The organism is Stenotrophomonas sp. YJH_SMC_110, assembly GCF_059369255.1.
Window position 1 is genome coordinate 84956 of record NZ_JCAFSM010000002.1, and the last position, 23225, is coordinate 108180.

General features: G+C 68.2%; 17 protein-coding genes and 1 tRNA gene. 13 read left to right on the top strand and 5 right to left on the bottom strand.

Annotated features, from left to right (window positions below; genetic code table 11):
- The first annotated feature begins 12 nt into the window (after positions 1–12).
- The 8 genes from leuS (at position 13) to AC5P6H_RS05070 (ending at position 7235) form a co-directional block, all read left to right on the top strand.
- Positions 13–2655 carry a leucine--tRNA ligase gene (gene leuS, locus AC5P6H_RS05035; RefSeq protein WP_049442503.1) on the top strand — a complete coding sequence of 881 codons (2643 nt, stop codon included), beginning with the start codon at positions 13–15 and terminating at the stop codon, positions 2653–2655.
- A 137-nt stretch (positions 2656–2792) separates the two neighbouring features.
- The gene (locus AC5P6H_RS05040) at positions 2793–3368 is read left to right on the top strand and encodes an LPS-assembly lipoprotein LptE (RefSeq protein ID WP_041863673.1); all 576 of its coding nucleotides are present in this window, start codon (positions 2793–2795) and stop codon (positions 3366–3368) included.
- A gap of 12 nt (positions 3369–3380) precedes the next feature.
- Positions 3381–4418, top strand: a complete 1038-nt coding sequence (holA, locus tag AC5P6H_RS05045) for a DNA polymerase III subunit delta (protein WP_032961944.1) — start codon at positions 3381–3383, stop codon at positions 4416–4418.
- 3 nt (positions 4419–4421) lie between these two features.
- Entirely contained in the window at positions 4422–5087 is a 666-nt protein-coding gene (nadD, locus tag AC5P6H_RS05050; protein WP_014647945.1) for a nicotinate-nucleotide adenylyltransferase, read from the top strand.
- A 58-nt stretch (positions 5088–5145) separates the two neighbouring features.
- A complete protein-coding gene (gene rsfS, locus AC5P6H_RS05055; protein ID WP_005418109.1) occupies positions 5146–5556 on the top strand; it encodes a ribosome silencing factor in 411 nt (136 codons plus the stop codon).
- Between the two features lie 66 nt (positions 5557–5622).
- Entirely contained in the window at positions 5623–6093 is a 471-nt protein-coding gene (rlmH, locus tag AC5P6H_RS05060; RefSeq protein ID WP_014647944.1) for a 23S rRNA (pseudouridine(1915)-N(3))-methyltransferase RlmH, read from the top strand.
- Between the two features lie 22 nt (positions 6094–6115).
- Positions 6116–6192, top strand: a tRNA-Asn gene (locus tag AC5P6H_RS05065).
- A 77-nt stretch (positions 6193–6269) separates the two neighbouring features.
- The gene (locus AC5P6H_RS05070) at positions 6270–7235 is read left to right on the top strand and encodes an alpha/beta hydrolase (RefSeq protein ID WP_495202363.1); all 966 of its coding nucleotides are present in this window, start codon (positions 6270–6272) and stop codon (positions 7233–7235) included.
- 49 nt (positions 7236–7284) lie between these two features.
- Here the strand turns inward: AC5P6H_RS05070 and AC5P6H_RS05075 are convergent, their stop codons facing one another.
- The 4 genes from AC5P6H_RS05075 to AC5P6H_RS05090 form a co-directional block, all read right to left on the bottom strand.
- Positions 7285–8706 carry a basic amino acid/polyamine antiporter gene (locus AC5P6H_RS05075; protein WP_032961961.1) on the bottom strand — a complete coding sequence of 474 codons (1422 nt, stop codon included), beginning with the start codon at positions 8704–8706 and terminating at the stop codon, positions 7285–7287.
- Between the two features lie 167 nt (positions 8707–8873).
- Positions 8874–11669: a TonB-dependent receptor gene (locus tag AC5P6H_RS05080; protein WP_014647941.1), complete on the bottom strand. Its 2796-nt coding sequence runs from the start codon at positions 11667–11669 to the stop codon at positions 8874–8876.
- Between the two features lie 197 nt (positions 11670–11866).
- Positions 11867–12517, bottom strand: a complete 651-nt coding sequence (locus AC5P6H_RS05085; RefSeq protein ID WP_014647940.1) for an energy transducer TonB — start codon at positions 12515–12517, stop codon at positions 11867–11869.
- A 219-nt stretch (positions 12518–12736) separates the two neighbouring features.
- Positions 12737–13474, bottom strand: a complete 738-nt coding sequence (locus AC5P6H_RS05090; RefSeq protein WP_049442355.1) for an SIMPL domain-containing protein — start codon at positions 13472–13474, stop codon at positions 12737–12739.
- Between the two features lie 129 nt (positions 13475–13603).
- Between AC5P6H_RS05090 and AC5P6H_RS05095 the strand changes: the two genes are divergently transcribed.
- Genes AC5P6H_RS05095 through tldD form a run of 4 tightly spaced genes read left to right on the top strand, consistent with a single transcriptional unit; the run spans position 13604 to position 21093 of the window.
- Positions 13604–14212 (top strand): Maf family nucleotide pyrophosphatase, encoded by a 609-nt coding sequence (locus tag AC5P6H_RS05095; RefSeq protein ID WP_032961948.1) that lies wholly within the window; start codon positions 13604–13606, stop codon positions 14210–14212.
- Positions 14205–15692, top strand: a complete 1488-nt coding sequence (rng, locus tag AC5P6H_RS05100) for a ribonuclease G (protein WP_005418079.1) — start codon at positions 14205–14207, stop codon at positions 15690–15692. The genes AC5P6H_RS05095 and rng overlap by 8 nt, the downstream gene beginning before the upstream one ends.
- 30 nt (positions 15693–15722) lie before the next feature.
- The gene (locus AC5P6H_RS05105) at positions 15723–19589 is read left to right on the top strand and encodes a YhdP family protein (protein ID WP_495202364.1); all 3867 of its coding nucleotides are present in this window, start codon (positions 15723–15725) and stop codon (positions 19587–19589) included.
- Positions 19590–19647: 58 nt separating this feature from the next.
- A complete protein-coding gene (gene tldD / locus AC5P6H_RS05110; RefSeq protein ID WP_014647936.1) occupies positions 19648–21093 on the top strand; it encodes a metalloprotease TldD in 1446 nt (481 codons plus the stop codon).
- A gap of 41 nt (positions 21094–21134) precedes the next feature.
- On the opposite strand, the gene yjgA is transcribed toward tldD, so the two are convergent.
- Positions 21135–21722 carry a ribosome biogenesis factor YjgA gene (gene yjgA, locus AC5P6H_RS05115; RefSeq protein WP_014647935.1) on the bottom strand — a complete coding sequence of 196 codons (588 nt, stop codon included), beginning with the start codon at positions 21720–21722 and terminating at the stop codon, positions 21135–21137.
- A 68-nt stretch (positions 21723–21790) separates the two neighbouring features.
- Here yjgA and pmbA point away from each other — a divergent pair, with 68 nt between their 5' ends.
- The gene (gene pmbA, locus AC5P6H_RS05120) at positions 21791–23158 is read left to right on the top strand and encodes a metalloprotease PmbA (protein ID WP_014647934.1); all 1368 of its coding nucleotides are present in this window, start codon (positions 21791–21793) and stop codon (positions 23156–23158) included.
- Positions 23159–23225: the final 67 nt, after the last annotated feature.

Sequence of the window (23225 nt, forward strand, 5' to 3'; positions counted from 1 at the left end):
TCCGCGTGTTCCATGACCAGCGCTGAAACCAACGCCTACGACCCGCAGCAGGTTGAATCCGCCGCCCAGCAGTACTGGGACGCCACCCGTGCCTTCGAGGTCGACGAGACTTCGGACAAGCCGAAGTACTACTGCCTGTCGATGCTTCCGTACCCGTCCGGTGCGCTGCACATGGGCCACGTGCGCAATTACACGATCGGCGACGTGATCAGCCGCTACAAGCGCATGACCGGCCACAACGTGCTGCAGCCGATGGGCTGGGACGCGTTCGGCCTGCCGGCGGAAAACGCTGCGATCAAGAACAAGACCGCGCCGGCGGCGTGGACCTACAAGAACATCGACCACATGCGCAGCCAGCTGAAGTCGCTGGGCTATGCCATCGACTGGTCGCGCGAGTTCGCCACCTGCCGTCCGGACTATTACGTCCACGAGCAGCGCATGTTCACCCGCCTGATGCGCAAGGGCCTGGCCTACCGCCGCAACGCGGTGGTGAACTGGGACCCGGTCGACCAGACCGTGCTGGCCAACGAGCAGGTCATCGACGGCCGCGGCTGGCGCTCCGGTGCGCTGGTGGAGAAGCGCGAGATCCCGCAATGGTTCCTGCGCATCACCGACTACGCCCAGGAACTGCTGGACGGCCTGGACGAGCTGGACGGCTGGCCGGAATCGGTCAAGACCATGCAGCGCAACTGGATCGGCCGTTCCGAGGGCCTGGAGATCCAGTTCGATGTGCGCGATGTCGATGGCAGCGCGCTGGACCCGCTGCGCGTGTTCACCACCCGCCCGGACACGGTGATGGGCGTGACCTTCGTGTCGATCGCCGCCGAGCACCCGCTGGCGCTGCATGCGGCGAAGAACAACCCGGAGCTGGCGGCGATGCTGGCCGACCTGAAGCAGGGTGGCGTGTCCGAGGCTGAACTGGAAACCCAGGAAAAGCGCGGCATGGACACCGGCCTGCGCGCGCTGCATCCGGTCACCGGCGAGCCGGTGCCGGTGTGGGTCGCCAACTTCGTGCTGATGGGCTACGGCACCGGCGCGGTGATGGCCGTTCCGGGCCATGACCAGCGCGACAACGAAGTGGCCAACAAGTACGGCCTGCCGATCAAGCAGGTCATCGCCCTGAAGGATGCGCGCACCGAAGAGGAGCGCAACTGGGACGGTAGCCGCTGGCAGGACTGGTACAGCGACAAGAGCCGTGCCTTCGAGCTGGTGAACTCGGCCGAGTTCGACGGCCTGGATTTCCAGGGCGCCTTTGAAGCCCTGGCCGAACGTTTCGAGCGCAAGGCCCAGGGCCAGCGCCGCGTCAACTACCGCCTGCGCGACTGGGGCGTGAGCCGCCAGCGCTACTGGGGCTGCCCGATTCCGGTGATCTACTGCGCCAAGTGCGGCGCGGTGCCGGTGCCGGAAGAGCAGCTGCCGGTGGTGCTGCCGGAAGACGTGGCCTTCGCCGGTACCGGCTCGCCGATCAAGACCGACCCGGAATGGCGCAAGACCACCTGCCCGGATTGCGGCGGCGCGGCCGAGCGCGAGACCGACACCTTCGACACCTTCATGGAGTCGAGCTGGTACTACGCCCGCTACACCTCGCCGGGTGCCCGTGATGCGGTCGACAAGCGCGGCAACTACTGGCTGCCGGTGGACCAGTACATCGGTGGCATCGAGCACGCGATCCTGCACCTGATGTATTTCCGTTTCTACCACAAGCTGCTGCGCGACGCGCGGATGGTGGACAGCAACGAACCGGCGCGCAACCTGCTGTGCCAGGGCATGGTGATCGCCGAAACCTATTACCGCCCGAACCCGGACGGCTCGAAGGACTGGATCAACCCGGCCGACGTGGAAGTGCAGCGCGACGAGCGCGGCCGCATCACCGGCGCCACCCTGATCGCCGACGGCCAGCCGGTGGTGGTCGGTGGTACCGAGAAGATGTCCAAGTCGAAGAACAACGGCGTGGACCCGCAGGCGATGGTCGGCAAGTACGGCGCCGATACCGTGCGCCTGTTCTCGATGTTCGCCGCACCGCCGGAACAGTCGCTGGAGTGGAACGAAGCCGGCGTGGACGGCATGGCCCGCTTCCTGCGCCGCCTCTGGGCCCAGGTGCAGAAGCACGCTGCCGACGGTGCCGCCCCGGCACTGGATATCGCGGCGCTGGATGCCAACCAGAAGGCGCTGCGCCGCAAGACCCATGAAACCATCGGCAAGGTCGGTGACGACTATGGCCGCCGCCACAGCTTCAATACCGCGATCGCTGCGGTGATGGAGCTGATGAACGCGCTGGCCAAGTTCGAGGATGGCAGCGAGCAGGGCCGCGCGGTGCGCCAGGAAGCGCTGCAGGCGATCGTGCTGCTGCTCAACCCGATCACCCCGCATGCCAGCCACGCCCTGTGGCAGGTGCTGGGTCATGGCGAGACGCTGCTGGAAGACCAGCCGTTCCCGCAGGCCGACAGCAGCGCGCTGGTGCGCGATGCGCTGACCCTGGCGGTGCAGGTCAACGGCAAGCTGCGTGGCACCATCGAGGTGGCGGCCGATGCCGCGCGCGAGCAGGTCGAGGCGCTGGCCCTGGCCGAGCCCAACGCGGCCAGGTTCATGGAAGGCCTGACGGTGCGCAAGATCATCATCGTCCCGGGCAAGATCGTGAACATCGTCGCTGCCTGATGTCCCCGGCACCGGTCACCCGCGCGGTGGCCGGTGCCATTCCATAAGCAGGGCCGGGCGCCTGATGGCCCTGCATTCACGCGGCTTCGGGCACGCTGTGTGTTGCCGTGATCGCCCGGCTCCGCCAGACTGTCTCCATGACCCGAATCCTGCTTGCCCTCGTTCTTGTCCTCGGCCTCGCCGGCTGCGGTTTCCATCTGCGCAACAAGCTGATGCTGCCGACCGACACTGCCCCGGTGAAGGTGGTCTCCACCGCCCCGTACAGTGAACTGGTCAAGCTGCTCAACCGCAGCCTGCTGGCCTCCGGTGCCAAGCTGGCCGATGAGGACAGCAAGGGACCCAACGCCCAGCTGCAGGTGCTGTCCGAGCGCTGGGGTGACCTGCCGATCGCCATCGACTCGCAGGGCCGCGCACAGGAATACAGCCTGCGCTACGCGGTGATCTTCATCTTCCGTCGCGAGGATGGCAGCGAACTGGTGCCGCAGCAGGTGATCGAACTGTCGCGCGACTATGTGTCGCCGCCGACCGACGCCACCGGTACCACCACCGAACGCGAAATCCTGGCCACGGAGCTGCGCCGGGAAATGTCCGCCTCGATCATCCGCCGTATCGACAGCGTGGTCCGCGCCGAGATCGAGAAGGGCGGCAGCCTGTCCGCGCCGAAGGCCAAGCCGATCGAGGGTGCGGTGCCGGCCGCCGACGCCAAGCACTGAGCGGCAGCGACGATGGAACTGCGTCCGGAGCAGCTGGCCAGCCAGGGCGCTGACACCCCGTTGGCGCCGGTGTACCTGATCGCAGGCCCGGAAACCCTGCGCGTGCTGGAGGCGGCAGATGCCGTCCGCGCGCGCGCGCGCGCTTCCGGCATCGGCGAACGCGAAGTGTTCGACGCCGACGGGCGGGATTTCGACTGGAACCAGCTCGACGCCAGCTTCAATGCGCCCAGCCTGTTCAGCGCCCGCCGCCTGGTCGAGGTGCGCCTGCCCAGCGGCAAGCCCGGCAAGGACGGCGCCGAAGTGATCAGCCAGTTCTGCGCCAATCCGGCGCCGGACGTGGTGCTGATGATCACCGCCAATGAATGGAGCAAGGCCCATCAGGGCAAGTGGGCCGAGGCGGTCAGCCGCATCGGCGTGCTGTCGGTGGCCTGGGCGATCAAGCCGCACGAACTGCCGGACTGGATCGAGCGCCGCCTGCGCGGCAAGGGCCTGCGTGCCGACCCGGCCGCCGTGCAACGCCTGGCCGAGCGAGTGGAGGGCAACCTGCTGGCCGCCGCCCAGGAAATCGACAAGCTGGCGCTGTTGGCCGATGGCCAGCCGCTGGATGTGGAGCGGATGGAATCGCTGGTGGCTGACGCTGCCCGCTACGACGTGTTCCGGCTGGTGGAGGCGACGTTCTCCGGCCAGCCGCCGGCCGTGCTGCGCATGCTGGCTGGCCTGCGCGGCGAAGGCGAAGCGGTGGCCGCACTGATGCCGATCGTGATCCGTGAACTGCTGGCCGGTGCCGGCCTGGCCCGTGTGCAGGCCCGTGGCGGCAACCTGGCCGCCGAAATGAAATCGCGTGGCATCTGGGAATCACGGCAGGCGCCCTACAAGCGCGCGCTGCAGCGGCACCCGGAAGGCAAGCGCTGGGAACGCTTCGTGGCCGAAGCCGGGCTGGTCGACCGCATCGCCAAGGGGCGGGCCGACGGCGATGCCTGGCTGGCGCTGGAGCGCCTGCTGGTGGCCGTGGCCGAACCGCGTGCCGTGCGCCTGCTGGCGCGGGCCTGAGCGATGAGCCTGCGGATCTATTACGGGGGCACCTTCGATCCGGTGCACCTGGGGCATCTGGCAATCGCGCGAGCCGCCCGGGACGAACTGCAGGTGGCCGTGCGCATGTTGCCGGCAGGCGATCCGCCGCACCGTGCGGTGCCCGGCGCTACCGCCGAGCAGCGCTGCACCATGTTGTCGCTGGCCATCGGCGACGAACCGGGCCTGCTGCTGGACCGTCGTGAACTGGACCGTGCCACGCGCTATCCCGGTCGTCCGTCCTACACCGTCGATACCCTGCGCGAGCTGCGTGGCGAGCTGGGCCCAAGCCGGCCATTGGCCTGGCTGGTGGGCGCCGACAGCCTGCTGGGCCTGTCCGGCTGGCACGAATGGGAGGCCCTGTTCGGGCTGGCCCACTTCGTGGTGGCCGAGCGGCCGGGCAGCCCGCTGCAGGCGTCGATCGACGGTGAACTGGGGCGTGCCCTGCAGGGGCGCTGGGCCGACAACGAACAGGCCCTGTTCGCCAGCCCGGCCGGACGCATCCTGCGCCTGCACCACCCGCTGCGCGAGGAATCGGCCAGCGCCGTGCGCTCGCAGATCGCCGCCGGTGGCCCCTGGCGCGCCCTGCTGCCGCCGGCCGTCGCGGACTACGTCGCTGCACACGGGCTGTACCGCCCGGCCACAGCGTGAATGGCGCCGCCGTGCCATCCCCGTATAATCGCCCCCACGTTTATCGAGTCGATCCACTTTGAGCAACCAGACCCAGCCCCAGACCATCAAGGTCGATCTGCCCAGCCCGCCGCCGTCCGTGCCGGAACTGCTGGCCAGCGTCCGCCAAGCCACCGAAGACCTGAAGGCCAAGGACCTGGTCGAGATCGACGTGCGCGGCCGGTCCAGCGTTGCCGACTACATGATCGTCGTTTCGGGCACCTCGACCCGCCACGTCAAGTCGATCGCCGATGAAGTCGTGCGCTTCGCCAAGAACATCGACGTGATGCCGCTGGGTGTTGAAGGCGAGCGCGAAGCCGAGTGGGTGCTGGTCGATCTGGGCGACGTGATCGTCCATGTGATGCTGCCGCGCGTGCGTGAGTTCTACGCCCTCGAGCGCCTGTGGACCGTTGGCGACCAGCCGCCGTCCAGCGACGACGAAGTGGCCTGAGCCGCACGTTGATGCATCCCTTCGACGGCGCCGATGGCGCCGTCGACGTTTTGGAGGACCGTGTAGATGAAAGCCCGCCTGATCGCCACCGGTGAACGCGCGCCCAGCTGGGTCGCGCAGGGCTTCGCCGAGTACCAGAAGCGGCTGTCGCACTGGCTGCCGTTCGAGCTGGTGGAAATCGAGCCCGGCTTGCGCGGCAAGGGACGTGATCCGCGCCGCGCCACTGAAGAGGAAGGCAAGCGGGTCATCGCTGCGCTGCCGAAGAACGCCTATGTGGTGGCACTGGATGTGCCAGGACGACAGCTGAGTTCCGAACAGCTGGCACAGCGCCTGGAGCATTGGCGCGGGCAGGGCCGCGACCTGGCGTTCCTGATTGGTGGCCCGGAAGGGCATTCGCCGGAGGTGTCCGCGCTGGCCGATGAGAAGTGGTCGATCGGACCGCTGACGCTGCCGCACATGCTGGTGCGCCTGGTGGTGGCCGAGCAGCTGTATCGGGCCGCCGCAATGATTGCCAATCACCCCTACCATCGCGCGTGAAGAGTGGTTATACTAGTCGTCTGCCCGAATAGCTCAGCCGGTTAGAGCACTTGACTGTTAATCAGGGGGTCGTTGGTTCGAGTCCAACTTCGGGCGCCACCTTGAGAAACCTGCATCGCAAGATGCAGGTTTTTTTTTGTCGCTACACTCTGCTGCTGCAACCATGGATGCCGATCATGCGCGTGCTGCTGTACTCGAGCTTCCTGCTGCTGGCGATGGTGCCGTTCGCCACAACGAAGGCCGCGCCTTCCACCTGGCATCCGCCACAGGGCACCACCGAGCTTCCGTTGTGGCCGCAGGGCACGGTGATCGCGCCGCCGAAGTTGAAGGGGCCCGAGCAGGTCAGCGAAGTGATCTCCGAAGCCAGTGGCGAACACTGGATGATGCTGCAGAACGTCGCTGCGCCGACCCTCACCGTGTTTCCACCGAAGGGACCGGCCACCGGCACCGCAGTGATGGTGGTGCCTGGCGGAGGCTATCGGGTGCTGGCGATGGACCTGGAAGGCAGCGAGATCTGCGGCTGGCTGACCGCACAGGGCATCACCTGTGCATTGCTGAAGTACCGGGTGCCAGCCTCTGGCCCGAACTGGGACCCCGAGTGCAACTGCCGCGACATTCCGAAAGTGCCGATGGCCCTGCAGAATGCACAGCGTGCAATGGGCCTGCTGCGCGCACAGGCCGAGCGCTGGTCAATCAATCCCAAGCGGATCGGGGCGATCGGCTTTTCCGCCGGTGGTCACGTGGTGGCGGGACTGAGCACGCACGCGCTGCGCAGCTACGCGCCGGTCGATGCTGCGGATAAGCAACCCAGCCGTCCCGATTTCGCGATGGTGATGTATTCCGGGCACCTGTGGGCAGGGCACGGGAAGGGATTGTCGCTGGTCAGGGACATCACCGTGGATGACAAGGTGCCGCCGACGTTCATCGCGCAGGCCACCGACGATCGCACCGATGACGTGCGCGAATCGCTGGCCTATTACCGTGCCTTGGCGGACGCGGGCGCGCCGGTGGAAATGCATCTGTTTGCACGCGGCGGCCACGCATTCGGGCTGCGCATGAAGGATGCACCGGTCGCGGCGTGGCCGCAGCTGGCCGAGCGCTGGATGCAGGATATCGGCATGCTGGCGGATCGCCAGTTGTAGAGCCGAGCCATGCTCGGCTGCCTGTGTGAAGCCGAGCGCGGGCTCGGCTCTACAGTGCCAGCTCACCTCTGCAGAAGGCCACCAGCGTGGCGATCGCCACCGCCAGGATCGCGCCGAACAGTACCCACTCCCAGCGCGTGAATACCCGCTCGCCGCGCTGGCGCCGGGTCAAAGCGAACAACACCACGCCGGGCACGTACAGCAGTACCGACAGCAGCAGGTTGTCCAGGCCGCCGGCATACACCAGCCACAGCGCATAGGCGCTGGCCAGCAGTGCGACCCCGAAATCGCGCCAGCGCACGCCTGGTTCGCCGGTGTAGGCCTGCCCGCGCCAGGCCAGCTGCACGCCGAACGCGGTGGACAGGAAGTAGGGCACCAGGCTCATCGACGCAGCGAGCAGCACCAGCCCGGTGTAGCTGCCCGAACTGACCAGCACCATCAGCAGGAACAACTGGATCAGGCCATTGCTCAACCACAGTGCATTGGCCGGCACGCCACGCGCGTTCTCGCGGCCGAGGAAGGCCGGCATGGTGCCGTCACCGGCGGCGGCATACAGCACTTCGGCGCACAGCAGCACCCAGGCCAGCAATGCGCCGAGTACGGAGACGATCGAACCGATGATGATCACCGTCGCGCCCCATTCGCCGACGATGGCGCGCAGCACGTAGGCCATCGACGGATTGGGCAGCCCGGCCAGTTCGGCCTGCGACAGCACGCCCATCGACAGCAGGCTGACCAGTACCAGCAGCAGCCAGACCCCGAGGAAACCGATCACCGTGGCACGGCCGACGTCGGCACGGCGCGCGGCACGTCGCGAATAGATGCTGGCCCCTTCGATGCCGATGAACACCCACACGGTCACCAGCATCATGCCGCGCAGCTGCTGGCCGAGGTCGCCGAGTGCGGGCGTACCGAGGAAATCGGCGCGGAACACGTCCATGCGGAACGCGCCCGCCGCCAGGATCAGGAACAACGCGATGGGCAGCAGCTTGGCCACCGTCACCAGGCCGTTGACGATGGCGGCCGTGCGCAGGCCGCGCAGCACCAGCAGGTGCACGGTCCACAGCAGCAGTGATGAAGCGGCTACGGCGGCGGGTGTATTGCCTTCACCGAAGACCGGCACGAAGTGGCCGAGGCCACTGAAGATCAGTACGAAGAAGCTGGCGTTGCCGAGCACCGACGCCACCCAGTAGCCCCACGCCGCGGAGAAGCCGATGTAGTTGCCGAAGCCTTCGCGCGCATAGGCGTAGATGCCGGTATCCAGGTCGGGGCGACGATTGGCCAGGGCCTGGAACACGAAGGCCAGCATCAGCATGCCGGCGCCACTGACCGCCCAGCCGATCAAGGCGGCGGCCGGGCCGGCGCTGCGCGCGACGTTCTGCGGCAGTGAAAAGATGCCGGCGCCGACCATCGAGCCGACTACCAGTGCAGTCAACGCGGGCAGGCCCAGCCGTTGCGATGTCGCGGCCATGGAGATCCCCTGCGGCGCGGATGCCGCGAGCATACGGTAGCCATGTCCTCGTGAACATGTCCGCAAGAGCCAGCGGGCAAGCGCCAGCCTGCAGGAACCGGCCCGCGTGAAAACGACGAAGGCCCGGGCAACGGCCCGGGCCTTCGAAGGTGACGCTGCAACCGGTCTTACTTGAACGTGTACTTGAAGCCGACGGTGTAGTAACGGCCCAGCGCACCGGAGAAGTGCATCGGGTTGTAGTTCACCGCGCCGTAGGTGGTCGGATCGAGCGGGGCGATGCGGTCGAACACGTTGGCCACCGAGGCGTTGAGTTCGAACGAGTCGTTGATGCTCCAGCGACCGGACAAGTCCATCGTGGTGAACGAAGAGATCTTCTTCACCGGCGTACCGTCAGCGTAGAAGGCCAGGTAGCTGCCACCACGGCTGTCGATGTTGTCCATCTTGCTGATGTAGTTGACGATGCCGCTGACGCTCCACGGGCCCTGCTTCCAGGTGGTGCCGAAGTTGACCTTGTCCTTCGGCGTACCGATGCAGTTGGTGACGTCGCAGTTGCCGTGGGTACCCACGTAATCAACCGTGTCGCCGCCTTCGGTGCGCTCGAACTTCAGGATGTGGCTCCACTGCAGGTCCAGCTCCAGCTGGCCCGGGCCGATCTCGAAGGTCTGGCGGATATCGGTATCGATACCGCGCACGCGCGACGAGCTGGCATTCACGTAGCCGGTGTTGACCGCCAGGATGGTGCCGCTGTTGGCCACGCCATTGAGATTGTTGCTGTCGCGCAGCACGTTGCCGGCCAGGATCGCCGCCGCCGTGCTGCCCTGAACGATCTCGTTGGTACGCTTGATCTGCCAGGCATCGACGGTCATCGAGGTGGTCGAAGTCGGCTGCAGCACGATGCCGACCGAGTAGCTCTTGGACTCTTCCGGCTTCAGCAGCTTGTTCGGCTTGGTGATGATCGCCACCGAATTGGCGCCACATTCGCTGGCAGCGCCGCCGCTGATCTGGCAACGCACCGGGTCGACCGCAGTGGAGAAGGCGGCCAGGCCACCGTCACCGTTCTCGGCCGGGTTCGGCGCGCGGAAACCTTCGGCGTAGCTGGCGCGCAGGGCGATCCAGTCGGCCGGGGTCCACTTCACGCCCAGCTTCGGCGTAGCCTTGCCTTCGCCGCTTTCGTACTTGTCGTAACGCAGGGCGCCGGACAGTTCCAGCTGTTCCAGCACCGGTGCCGACAGTTCGACGTAGCCGGCGTAGACGTTCTGGGTGCCGTCATAGGCCGAGTAGCCCAGGCCGATGATGTCGCCCTGGTCGGTGTAGGTCTGCGGGGTCAGGCTGTTGCTGGTCTTGCGCCACTCGGTACCGATCGCCAGGCCCAGCGGACCACCCTTCAGGTCCATCAGGCTGCGCGAGACGGTGAAGTCGAACATGTCCAGGCTGGACTTGGCGCGGGCGCTGATCGTGGGCGAGATGTAGTCGTACAGCGCCTGCGAGTTCTTGCCGGCATCATCACCGATACGCCACACGCCACCGGCGCAGTTGGCATTGCCCAGTGCACACTGGACGGCGCTGTAGCGCAGGAAGCCGGTGCGCTTGTTGGTCAGGTCGGTGCCCGAGTGCAGGTAGGCGGTATCGTAGCTCCAGTCGCCCCAGTTGCCCTTGATGCCGACCAGGAAGCGGTTGAACTCATTGGTGTTGTCGGTCACGCGCGGGCCGACATCCCAGGCCGAGTAACGCACGCGGCGCGCCGTGCCCGGGGTCGGGTTGTCGGGATGGTTCGGGCCCAGCACGGTGGCACCGGGGCCACTGTTGGCATTGACCGGGCCGCCCGGATAGCCCCAGCCGCCCGACACGCCGGACGGGGTGTTGCTGAAGATGGTTTCCTTCTTCGAGTAGCCGATCTCGGTGTAGATCTCGCCGCCTTCACCGAAGGCGAAGCTGGCGCGACCGAACACGTTGACGTACTTCTCTTCCGGAATCAGGTCGCGGTACTGCTGCGCCGGATCCCACAGGCAGCCATCGGCGGCGATGCTGGCCGGGGTCTGCCCACCGATGGTGGTCAGGCCGGCGCAACCCGGCAGCGGCACCAGATGGCCGGTGGCGTCGAGGTAGGAGCCGTTCGGGCCGGAACCGCCGGAGGTGCCACCACGGGTGTAGGCACCGCCGAGGAACTGGGCGGTCTTGTCATAGCCCCACGGGCGGGTGTCACCGGTACCGATCCACTTGCGGTTCTTGCGGTCGCTGATCTTGATCGCGTCGGTCTTGCCAACGTCCAGGCTGAAGAAGGCGTTCCAGCCATCGGTGGCCAGGTCACCGGTACCGGCGGTCAGGGTTGCCTTCCGGGCGTCGCCATCGCTGTCACCGGACAGGCCGTAGGAGCCACGCAGGATGGCGCCCTGGAAGTCGCTGCGCAGGATGATGTTGACCACGCCGGCGATGGCATCGGAGCCGTAGATCGCCGAAGCGCCGTCCTTCAGGACTTCCACGCGCTCGACGGCATCGAGCGGAATGGTGCTGAGGTCGGTGAAGACCTTCTGTCCGTCATCGGCCAGGCCATAGGTGGCCATGCGGCGGCCGTTCAACAGTACCAGCGTCGAGCCGGCGCCCAGGCCGCGCAGCGAAATGCCGGCACCACCGCCGGCGAAACCGTTGCCGAAGGTCTTGGGAATCGAGCCGGCGCCATCGGCGGTGATGGTCTGCAGGTACTCGGCCAGCGAGGTCTTGCCGGTGCGGTCGATTTCCTGGCGGGTCACCACCTGCACCGGCGACGGTGTCTCGGTGTTGGTGCGCGGGATGTTGGAGCCGGTGACCGTGATGCGGTCGAGGTTGGTGGCCTTTTCCTGCGCGAAGGCGGAGGAGGAAGCGACGGCGCCGGCCAGCAGCAGGGCGCCGCCGGTGAGGATGTGGGTGATGGACGATGCCAGGGTGCTGCGGCGGCGGCTGGCGGGCCGTTGGATCGGGTGTTTCACAGCTTCTCTCCTAACTGGAAAACCGTAGCGTTGAGGGCTGTCGCCGGATCGATACCGGGACGCGCCAATCTAGGTTTCCTGCAGGTGACGAAGTCGTGAAATTTTGCTTAATCGGTAACGCTTGGTCCCTGGCCTGTCCGCATTTCCCGGGCAGCGGCAGGGACCGGCCCGGCGCGAGGCCGGGCCGGTGGTGGGGCTCAGTCGGGCAGCGAGAACTGTACCGGTACCAGGCCGATGGCCGGAACTGCCACGCCGTCACGCTGGGCAGGCTCGAAGCGCCAGTGCCGGAGCACCTGCTGGCGGGCGGCCTGGTCCAGGTTGCGCGAGCCGCTGCTGCGCTCGACGCTGACCGCGACCGGTTGGCCATGGCTGTCCACTTCCACCCGCAACAGCACTGTTCCCTGTTCGTGGTTGCGCAGGGACTGGATGGGGTAGGTCGGCGGCGGGGCGCTGCGGTACTGCAGCTGGGCGCCGGCCAGAGGGGTGGACGTGTCGATGCTGGGCGCCAGCTGCGGCGGAGCCGGTTCGGCGGCCGGCAGCGCGATGCCCTGGGTCTCCTCCACGGTCGCGGTGGGCGCCGGCAGTGGCGGTACCACCGGCTGCGTTCGCGGTTTCGGCACCACCTGGACGATCTCCTTGGGCGGGACCGGAACCGGCGGCGTTGGCGGTGGCGGGATCTTCTCGATCAGCCGGACCGGCGTCTTTTCACGCGGGACCTGCACGGCCTGGTAGGTCGCAGGGATGAGCAGCAACAGGAAGGCCAGCAGGTGCAGGGCGATCGCCGCGCTCCAGGCGGCCACCCGGGCGGGGTCGAAATGCAGGGATGCAACGGGGTACGTACGAACCATGATCCACCTCCATGCCAGTGACGAAGTCCTCAACGCACCAGGGCCCGTGGCGGGGTTGCCGCACGCGGCTGGCAGTCCATCAGTAGCGCGGCACGACGGCTACTGCCTAGAGGCAGGGGCATGATCGTTGGGCTGGCCTTCAGCCAGTGTCGGCGGAGGGCACGAAAAAGGCGGGCCCCCTGCGGGACCCGCCTGTGTCGTCGACCGCGGCGGACGCGATCAGCGGCCCAGTTCGAACACCACGTCCAGGTTGACCGAGACGGTCGATTCGCCCGGTGCGACCGGGGTGGCCTTGTCCATCGCCGCACCGGCCGCCATGGTGCGCATCATCTGCATCGGGCGGAAACCGCCGCTGCTGTTCTCGGAGATGCTGACGATGCGGCGCACCTGCAGGCCCAGCGACTTGGCATAGGTCTGGGCGCGGGCCTGGGCCTTCTTCAGCGCGGCCAGGCGGGCTTCGTCATAGACCGGTTCCGGCTGGTCGATCTCGAAGCTGGGGCCGTTGATCTGGTTGGCGCCCTGAGCGGCCAGCGCATCGAGCACCTTGCCGAGCTTGGCGATGTCACGGACCTTCAGGCTGACCGTGTTGCTGGCCTGGTAGCCGGTGATCTTCGGCGCCTCGTTGTCGGCATAGCGGTACTGCGGGTTGAGGCTGACGCCGCTGGTCTGCACGTCGCGCTCGGCGATGCCGGCGGCCTTGATCGCGGCCAGCACCTTGTCCATCTGCTGGGCGTTCTGGCGCATGGCGCTGTTGCCGTCGGCGGCCTGGGTGACCACGCCGGCCGACAGGGTGGCGACGTCCGGCACGCGGGTGGCCTCGGCGTTGGCCGAAATGTTCAGCAGGGTGCCTTCGGCCGCGGCGGCGATCGACGGCGACGACGGAGCAGCATGGGCAGTCATCGAGGTTCCAAGGGCGAGGGACAGGGCGAGCAGCAGCGGGGTGGCGGTCAGGCGCATGGGATCTCCTTGTTGTGCGGTGAGGGTGGTGTCGTAGCGATGAACGCGCTGTGAGCCTGTAAGGGGTTGTACGCGTTCCGTAACGGGTTGCCGACGATTCAGGTGACGGGCTCAGGTTATGCTGTGCCGATGCTCTATCTTGCTTCCCGCTCCCCCCGACGCAACCAGTTGCTGGCCCGACTCGGACGCCCCTTCCAGGCCCTGGACCTGGAGGTCGTCGAGCAGCGCGCCGCGACCGAGAGTGCCGAACAGTATGTGTGCCGGGTCGCCGCCGACAAGGCGCGCGCCGGGCTGGCCCGGGTGCTGGCCGAAGACCCGCAGGCGCGGGTGCTCGGCTCGGACACCGAGGTGGTGCTGGACGGTGAAGTGTTCGGCAAGCCGGCCGACGCCGCCGGCGCGCGCGCGATGCTGGCGCGCCTGGCCGGGCGCACCCACCAGGTGATGACTGCGGTGGTGGTGGTCGGCGCCGACGGGCTGGACAGCGAACTGGTCATTTCCGAAGTGACCTTCGCCCCGATCGCCGCCGCCGACATCGCCGCCTATGTCGCCACCGGCGAGCCGTTGGACAAGGCCGGGGCCTACGCCATCCAGGGCGGGGCCGAGCGCTGGATCGAACATCTTTCCGGCAGCTACTCCGGCGTCATGGGGCTGCCATTGCTGCATACCGATCGTCTGCTGGCGCGCTGTGGCGTGCCGGCCCCCACTGCCGATGCCGCCAGGGAGGCTGCCGATGTCTGAGGAAATCCTGGTCAATGTGACCCCCCGCGAAACCCGGGTCGCGGTGATCGAGAACGGCATGCTGCAGGAACTGCACATCGAGCGCGGCTGGCGCCGGGGTGTGGTCGGCAACATCTACAAGGGCAAGGTGCAGCGGGTCATGCCCGGCATGCAGGCCGCGTTCGTCGAGGTCGGCCTGGAGCGCGCCGCGTTCCTGCACGCCAACGACGTGGTGCGCCCGGCCCCGGTGGCCAGTGCCGACACCGAGAACACGACCCTGCCGCCGCCGGCCAGCGTGCCGATCGTCGAGCTGCTGCGTGACGGCCAGGACATCGTGGTGCAGGTGGTGAAGGACCCGATCGGCACCAAGGGTGCACGCCTGACCACGCAGATCAGCATTCCCTCGCGCTACATGGTGCTGCTGCCGCAGTCCAAGGTGGTGGGGGTGTCCGCGCGCATCGAGGATGAAACCGAGCGCGCCCGCCTGAAGGCGCTGGTGACCGAGTTGTCGGCGCAGCACGGCGGCTACGGCTACATCGTGCGCACCAACGCCGAAGGCCAGCCGGCCGAGGCCATCGCCGAGGACATCGCCTACCTGTCGCGCGTGTGGAACGTGGTCGAGCGCCGCGGCCGCGAAGCGCCGTCGTGCAGCATCATCTATGAAGACCTGAGCCTGCCGCTGCGGTCGGTGCGCGACCTGATCCGCAAGGACGTGGACAAGGTGAAGGTGGACTCGAAGGAGACCTTCGGCCAACTGCAGGCCTTCGTCGCCAAGTACATGCCGGTGCTGGCCGAGAAGCTGGAGCTGTACTCCGGTGACCGCCCGATCTTCGACATGTTCGGCGTGGAGGACGAGATCGGCCGCGCGCTGGACAAGCAGGTGCCGCTGAAATCCGGTGGCTACCTGGTGATCGACCAGACCGAGGCGATGACCACCATCGACGTCAACACCGGCTCGTTCCTCGGCCAGCGCAACCTGGAAGAAACGGTGTTCCGCACCAACCTGGAAGCGGCGCAGGCGGTGGCGCGGCAGCTGCGGCTGCGCAACCTGGGCGGCATCATCATCATCGACTTCATCGACATGGATGATGCGGAGCATCGTCGCCAGGTGCTGCGCACGCTGGAAAAGGCGCTGGCCCGCGACCATGCCAAGACCACGGTCTATGATTTCTCGCCGCTGGGCCTGGTGGAGATGACCCGCAAGCGTACGGTGGAAAGCCTGGAGCGCCAGCTGTCGGAGACCTGCCCGCAGTGCAGCGGCCGCGGCAGCATCAAGACCACCGAGACGGTGACCTATGAGATCTTCCGCGAGATCACCCGTGCCGTGCGCCAGTTCGATGCTGCGCGCCTGCTGGTGATCGCCTCGACCAAGGTGGTCGCGCGAATTACCGATGAGGAATCCTCGGCGGTGGCCGAGCTGGAAGAGTTCCTCGGCAAGAGCATCCGCTTCCAGGCGGACGAGCAGTACCTGCAGGAGCAATTCGATGTCGTTCTGCTCTGATCCTCGCCGGCTGCAGGCCGGCGGTGGCCGATGAGCGCGCCGCCGCGCCTGCGACTGCGAAGGATCCGCCGTCATTTCATTGCCGCCTGTGCGGTGGGCCTGGTCGGGCTTGCACTGCTGGTGGGCACGCTCAGCCAGCTGCTGCCGCTGGCCGAGCGTCATCCTGACAGGATCGCCGCCTGGCTGAGCGAGCGTGCCGGCCAGCCGGTGCGTTTCGACCAGCTGCAGACCGCCTGGACCCGTCGTGGCCCGCTGCTGCAGCTGAAAGGCCTGCGCATCGGCGCCGGGCAGGGCCTGGCGATCGGCGAGGCCGAGGTGCTGGTATCGATGTACAGCGGGCTGCTGCCCGGGCGCTCGCTGACCGAGCTGCGCCTGCGTGGCCTGGCGCTGGATCTGCAGCAGGGCGAGGACGGACGCTGGACGGTGCGCGGGCTGCCGCAATCGGACAACGGCGGCGATCCGCTGGATGCGCTGCGCCGGCTGGGCGAGCTGCAGGTGATCGGAGGGCGCCTGGGCGTGCACGCGCCGACGTTGGGCATCGACACGACGCTGCCGCGCATCGACCTGCGCATGCGGGTCAATGGCGATCGCCTGCGCGTGGGCGTACGCGCCTGGGCGCAGCCCGAAGCGCTGCCGCTGACCGCGGTGCTGGACGTGGACCGTGCGCGCGGCAACGGCGAGGCCTGGCTGGGCGCCGACCCGGTCGATTTCCACGCCTGGGCGCCCTTGCTGGCGGCTGGCGGCGTGCGCCTGCGCGAGGGCAAGGGCGAGTTGAACCTGTGGTTGACCCTGCGCGATTTCGCGCCGGTGGCGCTGACCACGGATTCGGATCTGCGCGACGTGCGTATCGATGGCGCACCGATACCCGGCATGGCGGCGCCGCAGCTGCAGCTGCAGCGACTGCAGGCCCGCCTGCGCTGGCAGCGCCAGGCCGAGGGCTGGGCGCTGCAGGTACCGCAGCTGCGGCTGAAGAATGAAGACGGCGAGCAGCGCCTCGATGGCCTGCAGCTGCAGGTCGGCAAACAGCTGCAGGTCCGTTCCGGTGAAGTGCAGGCCGGCATCGCACTGCGTGCGCTGGCCCTGAGTGATCGCCTTGAGCCGGGCCTGCGTCGCTGGCTGTTCCTGTCCAGGCCGCAGCTGGACGTGCGCGCCTTGCAGCTGTCGGGCGAACGCGATGGCCCCCTGTGGGCGCAGGGTGAACTGCAGTCGCTGGGTTTCGCCAGCGTGGGCAACTCGCCCGGCCTGCGCGGCCTGCGCGGCCTGGGCGGGCGCTTTGAAGGCGACGCCGACGGCTTCAGCCTGCAGCTGCAACCGCAACGGCAGCTGCAGTTCGATTGGCCGACCGGCTTCGGCGTGCGCCATGACCTGCACCTGGCCGGACAGATCGTGGGCTGGCGCGACGAGGGCGGTGGTTGGCGGATCGGGACGCCGGCGATGCGTGTGGAAGGCACCGACTACGCGGCCGACGTGCGCGGCGGGGTCTGGTTCCAGGGCGACGGCACGCGGCCGTGGCTGCAGCTGGCCGCGAAGCTGGACGACGTGCCGATGACGGCGGCCAAGCGCTTCTGGATCCACTCCAAGATGAGCAAGGGCGCCACCGACTGGCTGGACATGGCGCTGGCTGGCGGCCAGGTGCGCAATGGCGTCGGCCTGGTCACCGGTGACCTGGACGACTGGCCGTTCGACAACAATGATGGCCGCTTCGAGGCCACCGGCCACATCACCAATGGCGACATCCGCTTCCAGCACGACTGGCCGCTGATGAGCCAGGTCGACGCCGACATCGCCTTCATCGGCCCTGGCTTCGACATGCGTGGACGGGGTGATCTTGCCGGCGTGGCGGTACAGAAATTCGAAGCGGGCATTCCGGACTTCGGGCACCAGCCGTTGTACGTACGTGCCGACGCGCCGAGCGAGGCCGGCAAGCTGCTGGCGATGCTGCGCCAGAGCCCGTTGCACAAGGATTACGGCGATACGCTGGACAATCTGGTCGCCAGTGGTCCGGCCCATGTGACCTTCGATCTGCTGCAGCCGCTGCATCAGGACGAGGGCGAGGGCCACCTGCAGGGCACGGTCGATCTGGCCGGCGTGAAGCTGGTCGACAAGCGCTTCCAGCTGACCTTTGACAACATGCACGGGCAGGCGCGCTACAGCAATGGCGGTTTCGGCGCCGAGGACCTGGCGGTGCGCCACCTCGGCCAGGAAGGACGGCTGAGCCTGCGTGCCGGCGGTTACGTGCATGACAGCGCGCGCGCCTTCGAGTCGCAGCTGACCGCCCGCCTCGATGCCAGCGTGCTGATCGACCGTGCTCCCGAGATGGCCTGGCTCAAGCCTTACATCAACGGCAATTCGGCCTGGACCATCGGCGTCAACCTGCCCAAGGTGGCGCCCGGCGCGCCTGCGCCGCCGAGCGAGCTGCGACTGAGTTCGGACCTGGTCGGCACCCGGCTCGACCTGCCGGCGCCGCTGGACAAGCCGGCCGCCGAGCCGCTGGCGACCACGGTGGCCGCGCAGCTGCCGATGGGCGCCGGCCGCATCGATGTGGCGTTCGGCCAGCGCCTGGCCCTGGCCGCGCGCAGCCACAACAACCAGACCGGTGTGCAGGTCACGCTGGGCAGCGACCATGTCGACCGCGAGCCGCCGGCGAGCGGACTGACGGTCAATGGCCGCAGCCCGACCCTGGATGCGCTGGAGTGGATCAGCCTGGCGCGCGGTGGAAGTGACGACGACGCGATGCCGCTGCGCGCGGTCGACGTGCAGGTCGGCCAGCTCAAGCTGATCGGCGGAGTGTTCGAGCAGACCCGGCTGCAGCTGCACCCGGGCCCGCAGGCACTGGACGTGCGCCTGGACGGGCCGTCGCTGGCCGGCCGCCTGACCGTACCCAACGCCGACGGCGGCACCATCAGCGGCCAGCTTGACCGGGTGCACTGGCAGTCACTGCCGGCGGCACCGGGTGCGGCCGCCGCGCCGGCGCGGGTACAGGCCGGTGCCAATGACATGGACCCGGCCAAGCTGCCGCCGTTCGCGCTGGACATCGCCGACCTGAAGTTCGGCAAGGTGGTGCTGGGCCAGGCGGTGCTGCGCACGCGCCCACTGGCCAACGGCCTGAACGTGGACGCGTTGCGCTTCCGCGCGCCGGACCAGGAAATCGACATCACCGGCCGCTGGCTCGGCCGTACGGGCGGCGCCCGTACCGAACTGACCGCGCAGGTGCGCAGCGAGGACCTGGGCGGGCTGATGCAGAACCTTGATTACGGCGGCCAGCTGCGCGGCGGTTCCGGCCAGGCGCAGCTGCAGGCGGCCTGGAGCGGGGGGCCGTCGGACTTCCAGCTGGGCAACCTGCAGGGCAGCCTCGACCTGCAGGCGCGCAATGGCCAGCTGCTGGAGCTGGAGCCGGGCGCCGGCCGCGTGCTGGGCCTGCTCAGCGTCGCGCAGCTGCCGCGGCGGCTGATGTTCGATTTCCGCGACTTCTTCTCCAAGGGCTTCGCGTTCAACCAGATCGAGGGCAGCATGCAGTTCGGTCAGGGCATGGCGCGCACCGACAAGGTGCTGATCGAAGGCCCGGCGGCCAACATCACCATCCGTGGCCAGGCCGACCTGCGCAACCAGCAGTTCGACCAGACCATCGACGTCAACCCGCGCGCGGGCAACCTGCTGACCGTGGTCGGTGCGGTGGCCGGCGGCCCGGTGGGGGCGGCGCTGGGCGCGGCCACCAATGCGGTATTGTCCAAGCCGCTGGGCGAGATTGGCGCCCGTACCTACAAGGTGACCGGTCCATGGAAGGAGCCGAAGGTGGAAGTGATCGAGCGCAGCCGCGACAAGACCCCATCACCGCCCGTGCCGGCACATGCACCGGCCATTCCGCCGACCGTCACCGACCTGCCGCGCTCGCGCTGAGCACGGCTTCCTGTTCACGGGGCTTGCCTGAGCGCCCCCGCACCCCCAGATCGAAACCATGACTGATATCGCCCTGACGCTTGCCCAAGACCGCCTGCTGCGCCCCGGCGGCCTGGATACCGCCGGCCTGGAGCGCACCTTCGGGCAGCTGCTCGGCCCTGGTGTCGACTTCGGCGACCTTTATTTCCAGCACGCCCGCCGCGAGAGCTGGAGCGTGGAAGACGGCATCGTCAAGGACGGCGCCCATTCCATCGAGCAGGGCGTGGGCGTGCGGGCGATTTCCGGCGAGAAGACCGGCTTCGCCTACTCCGATGACATCCATGCCGATGCGCTGCTGGCGGCGGCGCAGTCGGCGCGCGCGATCTCGCGCGAGGGCGGTGCGCAGACCGGACGTTCGCTGCTGCGCGGCAATGCGCGCGCGCTGTACCCGGCGCTGGACCCGATCGACGGCATCGGCAACGAGGCCAAGGTCGAGGTGCTCAAGCGCCTGGATGGCTACCTGCGTGCCGCCGACCCGCGCGTGAAGCAGGTGATGGTGAGCCTGTCCGGCGGCGTCGATACGGTGCTGATCGCCCGCAGCGACGGCGTGCTGGCGGCCGACGTGCGCCCGCTGGTACGCCTGAACGTGCAGGTCATCGTCGAACACAACGGCCGTCGCGAGTCCGGCTACGCCGGTGGTGGTGGCCGTTATGGCTACGAAGCGCTGTTCGCCAGCGGCCGCCCCGAAGCCCTGGCCCAGGAAGCGCTGCGCCAGGCGCTGGTGAACCTGGACGCGGTGCCGGCGCCGGCCGGCATGATGCCGGTGGTGCTCGGCCCGGGTTGGCCGGGCGTGTTGCTGCACGAAGCGGTCGGCCACGGCCTGGAAGGCGACTTCAACCGCAAGGGCACCAGCGTCTACGCCGGCCGCATCGGCGAGCGCGTCGCCGCACCGGGGGTGACCATCGTCGACGACGGCACCCTCGACGGTCGCCGCGGTTCGTTGAACATCGACGACGAAGGCCACCCGAGCCAGTGCACCCCGCTGATCGAGGACGGCATCCTGGTCGGCTACATGCAGGACAGCCTCAACGCGCGGCTGATGGGCATGGCCCCGACCGGCAACGGGCGCCGCGAATCGTTCGCGCACCTGACCATGCCACGCATGACCAACACCTACATGCGCGCCGGCGAGCACGACCCGCAGGAGATGATCCGTTCGGTGAAGAAGGGCCTGTACGCGGTGAACTTCGGCGGTGGCCAGGTCGACATCACCAGCGGCAAGTACGTGTTCTCGGCCACCGAGGCCTACCTGATCGAGGATGGCCGCATCACCACCCCGGTGAAGGGCGCGACCCTGATCGGCAACGGCCCGGAGACCATGCAGAAGGTGCGCATGGTCGGCAACGATCTGGCCCTGGACGAGGGCGTGGGCATCTGCGGCAAGGACGGGCAGAGTGTGCCCGTGGGTGTCGGCCAGCCCTCGCTGTTGATCGAGGGCATCACCGTCGGCGGTACGCAGGCCTGAGCGTGGCGATGGCCGCGGCCACCGCCCGGGCCGGCGCGGACTCAGTCCTCGTCGGCCTCGTCGACCGGATCGCCGGCGTGTTCGTCGCCCGCCGTCTTCAAGCCCAGCGCCGCCGGCAGCATCAGCGTACGCAGCACCTGGAAGATCTCGCGGTAGGCGCGCGGCGGCTTGTTCTTCGCCTTTTCGGCCTGCGCGTTGCGTACCAGGGTGCGCAGCTGCTGGCGGTCGGCCTGCGGGTAGTCGTCAAGCAGGGCGGCCAGCGCCTTGTCACCGTCGGCCAACAGGCGGTCGCGCCAGTCTTCCACGCGGTGCATCATCGCCACTTCGCGGCGGCCAGTCTCGCTGTTGGCGTCCAGCGCATCGCGGATCGCGTCCAGCGTTGCCTCGTCCTCGCGGCGCATGTGCTTGGCCAGGAACGCCAGCTGGCGCTTGTGGGCGATGTGGGCGGTGATGCGCTTGCACTCGGCGATATGCGGCAGCAGGTCTTCCGGGATCGGCAGGCGCGCCAGCTGGGCCGGGGTCAACGACACCAGCTTCTCGCCCAGGGCCAGGACGTCGAGCGCGTCGCGCCGGTTCTGGCTGCGGCTCTTGTCGTGGAATTCACCGGTTTCTTCGTCGCGTCCGCGCATCGTCCCTACCTGATCTCAAAAAAAGTCGCCCGGCGTGATGCCGGGCCCAACCTGTACAGGATAAAGCATTGAACGTGATCGCCCCTGAAGTGGCCGTCGGCGACGACAGCCCGGCCCGGCTGGAACGGCTGGCCGACCTCTCCCAGCAGCTGCTCGACCGCGCCCGCGCGCTGGGCGCCAGCCAGGCCGAGGTCAGTTGCAGCGAGGACCGCGGACTGGAGGTCAATGTCCGCCTCGGCGAGGTCGAGACCGTGCAGTCCACGCGTGACCGCGGCATCGCCGTGACCGTCTATTTCGGCCAGCGCAAGGGCAGTGCCAGCACCGGTGACCTGAACGAGGCCAGCCTGGCCGCTACGGTCGAGCAGGCCTGCGCGATTGCCCGGCATACCGAGGATGACCCGGCTGCCGGCCTGGCCGAGGCCGCACTGATGGCCACCGACTTCCCGGAGCTGGACGGTTGGCACCCGTGGGCGCTGCAGGCCGATGAGGCGGTGGACCTGGCCCTGGCCTGCGAGGCGGCCGGTCGCGAGGCCGACGCGCAGATCCGCAATTCCGACGGCGCATCGGTGTCGAGCATGCAGAGCCTGTCGGTGTATGCCAATTCGCATGGTTTCTTTGGTCGTGAGCGCGGCACCCACCATTCGGTCGGCTGCGCGCTGATCGCCGGGCAGGGCGATGGCATGCAGCGCGATGGCTGGTACACCAGCGCGCTTGCCCGGGAGGACCTGGAAGACGTGGGCCTGGTCGGCCGTCGTGCCGCCGAGCGCACCGTGGCCCGCCTGCAGCCGCGTTCACTGGCTACTGGCAGCATGCCGGTGCTGTTCGCCCCGGAAGTGGCGCGCAGCCTGGTCGGCCACCTGCTGTCGGCGGTGTCCGGCGGCGCCTTGTACCGCCAGGCCAGCTTCCTGCTGGACAGCGTCGGCCAACGCCTGTTCCCGGAATGGATGCAGATCGACGAGCTGCCGCACCTGCGCCGTGGCCTGCGCTCGGCCGCCTTCGACGGCGACGGCGTGGCCACCCGTAGTTCGGCGCTGGTCCGAGACGGCGTACTGCAGCGCTACGTGCTGGGCAGCTATTCGGCGCGCAAGCTGGGCCTGCAGACCACCGCCAATGCTGGCGGCGTGCACAACCTGCAGCTGGCGGCCAATGCCGGCCCGCTGGAAGAGATCGCCCGGCAGATGGGTGACGGCCTGCTGGTGACCGAGCTGATGGGGCAGGGCGTGAACGGGGTGACCGGCGATTACTCACGAGGCGCGGGCGGCTTCCGTGTCGAGAACGGCGAGATCCAGTACCCGGTGGACGGCGTCACCATCGCCGGCAACCTGCGCGAGATGTTCAGCAGCATCGAGGCGGTCGGCAGCGACGTCGACCCGCGCTCGCACATCCGGACCGGTTCGATCCTGCTGGGGCGGATGACCGTCGCCGGTAATGATTGATGGCATTGATGACGTAAGCTATGCGCGCCTGACGCAACCAGCTTGGTGCTGGTGGGTCAAGACCACC

What these genes read in the sequence shown, in the direction of transcription:
- nadD (WP_014647945.1), top strand. Translation starts at nt 4,422, where the DNA reads ATGAGCCTGCGGATCTATTACGGGGGCACCTTCGATCCGGTGCACCTG.
- holA (WP_032961944.1), top strand. Translation starts at nt 3,381, where the DNA reads ATGGAACTGCGTCCGGAGCAGCTGGCCAGCCAGGGCGCTGACACCCCG.
- yjgA (WP_014647935.1), bottom strand. Translation starts at nt 21,722, where the DNA reads ATGCGCGGACGCGACGAAGAAACCGGTGAATTCCACGACAAGAGCCGC.
- AC5P6H_RS05095 (WP_032961948.1), top strand. Translation starts at nt 13,604, where the DNA reads ATGCTCTATCTTGCTTCCCGCTCCCCCCGACGCAACCAGTTGCTGGCC.
- leuS (WP_049442503.1), top strand. Translation starts at nt 13, where the DNA reads ATGACCAGCGCTGAAACCAACGCCTACGACCCGCAGCAGGTTGAATCC.
- rng (WP_005418079.1), top strand. Translation starts at nt 14,205, where the DNA reads ATGTCTGAGGAAATCCTGGTCAATGTGACCCCCCGCGAAACCCGGGTC.
- AC5P6H_RS05090 (WP_049442355.1), bottom strand. Translation starts at nt 13,474, where the DNA reads ATGCGCCTGACCGCCACCCCGCTGCTGCTCGCCCTGTCCCTCGCCCTT.
- AC5P6H_RS05105 (WP_495202364.1), top strand. Translation starts at nt 15,723, where the DNA reads ATGAGCGCGCCGCCGCGCCTGCGACTGCGAAGGATCCGCCGTCATTTC.
- AC5P6H_RS05070 (WP_495202363.1), top strand. Translation starts at nt 6,270, where the DNA reads ATGCGCGTGCTGCTGTACTCGAGCTTCCTGCTGCTGGCGATGGTGCCG.
- AC5P6H_RS05085 (WP_014647940.1), bottom strand. Translation starts at nt 12,517, where the DNA reads ATGGTTCGTACGTACCCCGTTGCATCCCTGCATTTCGACCCCGCCCGG.
- tldD (WP_014647936.1), top strand. Translation starts at nt 19,648, where the DNA reads ATGACTGATATCGCCCTGACGCTTGCCCAAGACCGCCTGCTGCGCCCC.
- AC5P6H_RS05040 (WP_041863673.1), top strand. Translation starts at nt 2,793, where the DNA reads ATGACCCGAATCCTGCTTGCCCTCGTTCTTGTCCTCGGCCTCGCCGGC.
- rlmH (WP_014647944.1), top strand. Translation starts at nt 5,623, where the DNA reads ATGAAAGCCCGCCTGATCGCCACCGGTGAACGCGCGCCCAGCTGGGTC.
- AC5P6H_RS05075 (WP_032961961.1), bottom strand. Translation starts at nt 8,706, where the DNA reads ATGGCCGCGACATCGCAACGGCTGGGCCTGCCCGCGTTGACTGCACTG.